Genomic DNA, 6,615 nt, shown 5'->3' with positions numbered 1-6,615 from the left:
CACAGTGTTCAGTTGTGTGAACACGATCTGTGCAACACAGCTATTCCCTGTGGGAGCGGGCTTGCCCGCGAAGAGGCCCGAACAAGCACCGCAAATCTCTCTTAAACCACCGCCGCCCGACGCTGCACAAAGCGGTCGACATACTCATCAGCTGGCGAATGCAGGATCTCTTTCGGCGTGCCGACCTGGATCAGGCGGCCGTCCTTGAGGATCGCGATGCGGTTGCCGATGCGCACGGCCTCGTCGAGGTCGTGGGTGATGAAGACGATGGTCTTGTGCAGGGTCTTTTGCAGCTCCAGCAACTGGTCCTGCATCTCGGCGCGGATCAGCGGGTCGAGGGCACTGAAGGCTTCGTCCATCAGGATGATGTCGGTGTCCGCCGCCAATGCACGGGCCAGGCCCACACGCTGACGCATGCCGCCGGAGAGCTGGTGCGGGTATTTGTTTTCGTAGCCCTTGAGGCCCACGGTGTTGATCCAGTGCAGCGCACGCTCGTTGCACATGGCTTTGCTTTCGCCACGGATTTTCAGGCCATAGGCGACGTTGTCCAGCACGCTCTTGTGCGGCAACAGGCCGAAGCTCTGGAACACCATGCTGATCTTGCGACGGCGGAATTCGCGCAGGGCTTCCATGTCGTATTGCAGGATGTCCACGCCGTCCACCAGGATCGCGCCGCTGGTCGGGTCGATCAGGCGGTTGAAGTGGCGCACCAGGGTGGATTTGCCGGAGCCGGACAGGCCCATGATCACGAAGATCTCGCCGCTGCCGATGCTCAGCGACAGGTCATTCACGCCGACCACGCAGCCAGTCTCGGACAGCACCTGATCCTTGGTCTTGCCCTGGCCCACCAGGGCCAGCGCGTCCTTGGAACGGTTGCCGAAAATCTTGAAGACGTTTTTGACTTCAATCTTGCTTACGGTTGCGTTGTTCATTTGCTCACCTCATGCCGTGCGCGACCGTACGCCTGTGTAATGCGGTCGATCACCACTGCCAGAATCACGATCGCCAGACCCGCTTCCAGGCCACGACCGACGTTGAGGGTCTGAATCCCTACCAGTACGTCTTCACCCAGGCCACGGGCACCGATCATCGAGGCGATCACCACCATCGACAGGGCCATCATGGTGGTCTGGTTGATCCCGGCCATGATGCTCGGCAGGGCCAGCGGCAGTTGCACGCCGAACAGTTGCTGCCAGCGGTTGGCACCGAAAGCGTTGATCGCTTCCATCACTTCACCGTCGACCTGGCGAATGCCCAGATCGGTCAGGCGGATCAGCGGCGGCGCGGCGTAGATCACGGTGGCGAAAATCGCCGGGACCTTGCCCAGGCCGAACAGCATCAGTACCGGGATCAGGTACACGAAGCTCGGCATGGTCTGCATGATGTCCAGTAACGGCATCAGCACCGAACGCAGGCGATTGCTGCGTGCCGAGAGGATGCCCAGCGGAATGCCGATCAGTACCGAGATGATCGTCGCCACCATCATCAGCGCCAGCGTCTGCATCAGCTTGTCCCACAAGCCAACCGCACCCACCAGGAACAGCAGACCGACGATGACCGCGGTGGTCACCACTTTGCGAGTCGCGTGCCAGGCAACGCCCGCCACGATGGCCAGCATCAGCCACCAGGGCGCCGCGCGCAGCAGGCTTTCGAGATTGACGATGGCCCACAACAGGGTGTCGGAGATGTGACGGAACACGTCGCCGTAGTTGGTGACCAGCGAATCGACCCAACCGTTGACCCAGTCGGCGATGGAAAAGGTAAAGCTTTCGGGAAACATAAAGAGACTCTCAATCAAGGGGTTGCGATCAAGCATCCGGCTGCCGCCCGCGACAGCCGGAGAAGCTCAACCTACAAGGCCGCGTCGATCTTCTTCGCTGCGTCTTCGCTCACCCACTGGTGCCAGACTTCAGGATGTTCCTTGAGGAAGATTTTCGCCAGTTTCGGCGACTCGATTCGTTCCTTGGTCATGCGTCCCAGGTTCTGGTTCAGCAGGTCGATCGGCAGGTTGACCTTTTCCAGCACAGCAACCAGTTCAGGCGCTTCGTCGTGGAAGGTTTTGGACAGGCCGACCTTGATGGTCACGGTCTTGTCCACGCCAGGTTTTTCTTCGAGTTTCACCACGTCGACCTGGCCCATTAACGGCGTTGGCGACCAGTAGTAGAACAGGATCGGCTCGCCACGCTTGTAGCTCGACAGCACGGCAGCATCCAGCGCCGGCCCGGTGCCCGGACGGAAGTTGGTATAGGTGCTTTCCAGGCCGTAGCTTTTCAGCATTTCGCTGTTGTCCAGCTCGCAGGTCCAGCCGGCCGGGCAGTTGTAGAAACGGCCCTTGGATGGCTCTTCGGCGTCCTTGAACACTGCAGAGTATTTGGCCAGGTCGGCAATGTTTTTCAGGTCCGGCGTCTTGGCTTCCAGCTTGCGATTGGCGTCGCCTTCGATCACGTAGCGCGGCACGTACCAGCCTTCGATCGCGCCAACGACAGGAGCGCCGACGCCGACGACCTTGCCGGCCTTCTCGGCCTTGTTCCAGACCTCGCTGCGGCCAACCCATTCCTCGGCGAACACCTGAATGTCGTTGCTGCTCAGGGCGTTTTCCATGGTGATGGAGTTGCCCGGCAGGCTGTCGGTCTTGCAGCCGTAACCTTTATCCAGCACGAATTGCATCACGTCGGTCAGCAGCATGCCGCTTTCCCAGTTCAGGCCGGCGAATTTCACCGGCTTGCCCGACTCACACCAGCCCGCTGCCTGAGTGGCGCCGGCGCTGGCCAGCAGGCCCATGGAAAGCAGTGCGGTCAGCAGGGTCTTGTTCGATTTCATTGTTTCGACGCTCCTAATCATGAATTGGCTTGCGGCAGTCAAGAGGCATCCAGCCCTGTCTACGTCCAATCAGGCCTGCGCCGCAGCGCGACCGTTCCCGCTTGTTTTTGGTTTTTCTACGCTGTTCTGCTCGACCGGCAGAATCAGTTGATCGGGTACTGCACCGTGCCATTTTTTGGCGCACACGTAATACAGGGCAGCGGGCAATACCAGACCGATAATCCAGGAAATATCCACGTCACCCAATGCAGCCACCAGGGGACCGGTATAGAACTTGGTGGAGATGAACGGCAACTGCACCAGCACACCGAACACGTAGACGCTGATACCGAGCATGTTCCAGCGGCCGTAGCGACCGTTCGGATCAGCCAGCGCCGGCACGTCATAGCGTTCGCGGGTAATACAGTAGTAGTCCACCAGGTTGATTGCGCTCCATGGCGTGAAGAACGCCAGCAGGAACAGGATGAACGACTTGAACGCACCGAGGAACGAGTGCTGGCCAACCAAGGCGATCAGGGTTGCGGCACCGACGATGGCCAGGACGAACACCAGACGTTGCATGCGCGACACTTCCAGACGGCCACGGAAGCCGCTGATGATGGTTGCGATGCACATGAAGCTGCCGTAGGAGTTCAGGGTGGAAATGGTCACCTTGCCGAACGCGATGCTGAAATACAGCAGCGCGGCGGTGGCACCACTGCCGGCGAAACCGACGATGTAAGCCACTTCATGACCGGCGTATTGACCGTTGGCGGAAGCTGCGGCGAATACGCCGAGGATCATCGCCACCTGTGCACCGATCACCGAACCTGCGCCCGCGGCGAAGAAGGTTTTCACCGAGGACGTCTTGCTCGGCAGGTAGCGCGAGTAGTCCGCCACGTAAGGGCCGAAAGCGATCTGCCAGGAGGCCGCGAGCGACACCGCCAGCAGGAAGCTGCTCCAACTGAAGTGGCGAATTTCCATCAGTGCGCCGACATCCGTCTGGCTCATCAGGCGACTGAAGAGGTAAACGAAAGCAATGATGCCGATGATGCTGGCGACACGGCCGATGAAGTGGATCACCCGGTAACCCAGCACCGTCACCAGCACGATGACGCTGGCGAAGATCAGGATGCCGATGGTGTCACTGACACCGAACAACTGGCCCAAGGCCTGGCCGGAAAGCACCGTGCCCGTAGCGGTGAAGCCCAGGTACATCAGGCACACCAGCACGATCGGGATCGCCGCGCCATAAACCCCGAACTGCACGCGGCTGGAGATCATCTGTGGCAGGCCAAGCTTCGGCCCTTGCGCGGCGTGCAACGCCATCACACCACCACCCAGCAGTTGACCGATCAACAGACCGATCAACGACCAAAACACATCCCCGCCGAGCACCACGGCCAAGGCACCGGTCACGATCGCGGTGATTTGCAGGTTGGCACCCATCCACAGGGTGAACTGGCTGAACAGACGACCGTGTCTTTCCGCTTCCGGGATGTAGTCGATCGAGCGTTTCTCGATCAACGGTTTGTTGCCTGCACGTTCGTCTTGGACAGCCATGGTTCAACCTCTGTGGATTGTTCTGGATTTGGGTTGGCTCTGCTTCTGTGGGAGCGAGCCTGCTCGCGATAGCGGTTTGTCAGTCAACGAGGTGTTGAATGTGCCGCCCTCATCGCGAGCAGGCTCGCTCCCACAAAAAGCATTTACAGCGACTGCTTTTTATTTGCCGGTGATCATCGGCAGGTTCAGCCCTTGTTCCTTGGCGCAGTCGATCGCGATCTGGTAACCGGCATCGGCGTGACGCATAACGCCGGTTGCCGGGTCGTTGTGCAGTACGCGAGCAATACGCTCGGCCGCTTCATCGGTACCGTCGCAGACGATCACCATGCCCGAGTGCTGGCTGAAGCCCATGCCGACGCCGCCGCCGTGGTGCAGGGAAACCCAGGTCGCGCCGCTCGCGGTGTTCAGCAGGGCGTTGAGCAGTGGCCAGTCGGAAACAGCATCGGAACCGTCCTGCATCGATTCGGTTTCACGGTTCGGGCTGGATACCGAGCCGGAGTCCAGGTGGTCACGGCCGATAACGATTGGCGCCGACAGCTCGCCGCTGCGGACCATTTCGTTGAACGCCAGGCCTAGCTTGGCGCGCAGGCCCAGACCAACCCAGCAGATACGTGCCGGCAGACCCTGGAAGCTGATGCGCTCGCGAGCCATGTCCAGCCAGTTGTGCAGGTGGGCGTCGTCCGGGATCAGTTCCTTGACCTTGGCGTCGGTCTTGTAGATGTCTTCAGCGTTGCCCGACAGCGCGGCCCAGCGGAACGGACCGATGCCGCGGCAGAACAGCGGACGGATGTAGGCCGGTACGAAGCCTGGGAAGTCGAATGCGTTTTCCACGCCTTCTTCCTGGGCCATCTGGCGGATGTTGTTGCCGTAGTCGAAGGTCGGCACGCCTTGCTTCTGGAACTCGAGCATCGCTTTAACGTGCACGGCCATCGATTGCTTGGCGGCTTTGACCACGGCGGCAGGCTCGGTCTTGGCGCGAGCGCGGTACTCTTCCCAGGTCCAGCCGGCCGGCAGGTAACCGTTGAGCGGGTCGTGGGCGCTGGTCTGGTCGGTGACCATGTCCGGGCGCACGCCGCGCTTGATCAGTTCCGGCAGAATTTCTGCCGCGTTACCCAGCAGCGCGATGGAGATCGCCTTGCCTTCTTTGGTGTATTTGGCGATGCGAGCCAGGGCGTCGTCGAGGTCTTTGGCCTGCTCGTCGACGTAACGGCTGTTCAGACGGAAATCGATGCTGACCTGCTGGCATTCGATGTTCAGCGAGCAGGCGCCGGCCAGGGTGGCGGCCAGAGGTTGCGCGCCGCCCATGCCGCCCAGACCTGCGGTCAGGACCCACTTGCCCGTCAGGTCGTCGTTGTAGTGCTGGCGACCGGCTTCAACGAAGGTTTCGTAGGTGCCCTGGACGATGCCCTGGCTGCCGATGTAGATCCAGCTGCCGGCGGTCATCTGGCCGTACATGGCCAGGCCTTTGGCGTCCAGTTCGTTGAAGTGTTCCCAGTTCGCCCAGTGCGGTACCAGGTTGGAGTTGGCGATCAGCACGCGCGGGGCGTTGGCGTGGGTCTTGAACACGCCGACCGGCTTGCCGGATTGCACCAGCAGGGTCTCGTCTTCGTTCAGGTTGGTCAGGCTCTCGACGATCTTGTCGTAGCACTCCCAGTTACGCGCGGCACGACCGATACCACCGTAAACCACCAGTTCTTTCGGGTTCTCGGCGACTTCCGGGTCGAGGTTGTTCATCAGCATGCGCAGCGGCGCTTCGGTCAGCCAGCTTTTGGCGGTCAGCTTGTTACCGCGGGCAGCGCGGATTTCAACGTCACGGAACTTGGTAGTTTTGTTGTCAGTCACGAAAAAGACTCCTCAGCGATCAATCCAAACCAACCCTGGCGGTGGGTAAGCCAGCCTGCGCGCATCGTTGCGCTGCAGGCGAATCAGTGGACGTTGCGGGTCGTCTCAATCGACTCATACGCATACGTCTTTACTTGTACATACAAGCATATGCAATCAAGCGGCCAACTTGTTGGATGGGTGTTCAAGAAAAGTTTCGAAATGGCTGGAGAGCGCCTGGATCAAGGGATGTGGCGAAGATGAAATTTTCCGGGGGGATTTTTTATGAGCGGGGGCGGATGTTACTGGGGAGGGGTTTTGCGCCGGATTGGGGCGTTCGGTAACAAAGTGGTGCGCGTTCGGGAACGATATTTTTGGGGGACGCAAAAAGCTTCGCGGGCAAGCCTCGCTCCTACAGGGTCTACACCGGAC

General features: G+C 60.3%; 5 protein-coding genes. All 5 read right to left on the bottom strand.

Features of this window, described 5'->3' with window-relative positions:
* Positions 1 to 101: 101 nt before the first annotated feature.
* The gene (locus tag ACW9JE_RS27395; RefSeq protein WP_457434536.1) at positions 102 to 932 is read right to left on the bottom strand and encodes a quaternary amine ABC transporter ATP-binding protein; all 831 of its coding nucleotides are present in this window, start codon (positions 930 to 932) and stop codon (positions 102 to 104) included.
* Positions 929 to 1,780, bottom strand: a complete 852-nt coding sequence (locus tag ACW9JE_RS27390; RefSeq protein WP_103396924.1) for an ABC transporter permease — start codon at positions 1,778 to 1,780, stop codon at positions 929 to 931. Before ACW9JE_RS27390 ends, ACW9JE_RS27395 begins: the two co-directional genes overlap by 4 nt.
* Before the next feature lie 71 nt (positions 1,781 to 1,851).
* Complete coding sequence (locus tag ACW9JE_RS27385; protein WP_457434535.1) at positions 1,852 to 2,820, bottom strand: ABC transporter substrate-binding protein; 969 nt, start codon at positions 2,818 to 2,820, stop codon at positions 1,852 to 1,854.
* A gap of 69 nt (positions 2,821 to 2,889) precedes the next feature.
* Positions 2,890 to 4,362, bottom strand: coding sequence for a purine-cytosine permease family protein (locus ACW9JE_RS27380; RefSeq protein ID WP_457434534.1), 1,473 nt, complete (start codon positions 4,360 to 4,362; stop codon positions 2,890 to 2,892).
* Between the two features lie 159 nt (positions 4,363 to 4,521).
* Complete coding sequence (gene hutU, locus ACW9JE_RS27375; RefSeq protein WP_457434533.1) at positions 4,522 to 6,204, bottom strand: urocanate hydratase; 1,683 nt, start codon at positions 6,202 to 6,204, stop codon at positions 4,522 to 4,524.
* Between the last annotated feature and the right edge of the window lie 411 nt (positions 6,205 to 6,615).

Source organism: Pseudomonas sp. SDO55104_S430 (assembly GCF_054070595.1).
The sequence above is the reverse complement of the archived record's forward strand: the minus strand, read 5'-3'. Positions and strand labels throughout refer to the sequence as shown.

Bases quoted from the DNA above. Each gene is read 5' to 3' on its own strand.
- ACW9JE_RS27390 (WP_103396924.1), bottom strand. From the start codon at position 1,780: ATGTTTCCCGAAAGCTTTACCTTTTCCATCGCCGACTGGGTCAACGGT.
- ACW9JE_RS27385 (WP_457434535.1), bottom strand. From the start codon at position 2,820: ATGAAATCGAACAAGACCCTGCTGACCGCACTGCTTTCCATGGGCCTG.
- ACW9JE_RS27380 (WP_457434534.1), bottom strand. From the start codon at position 4,362: ATGGCTGTCCAAGACGAACGTGCAGGCAACAAACCGTTGATCGAGAAA.
- ACW9JE_RS27395 (WP_457434536.1), bottom strand. From the start codon at position 932: ATGAACAACGCAACCGTAAGCAAGATTGAAGTCAAAAACGTCTTCAAG.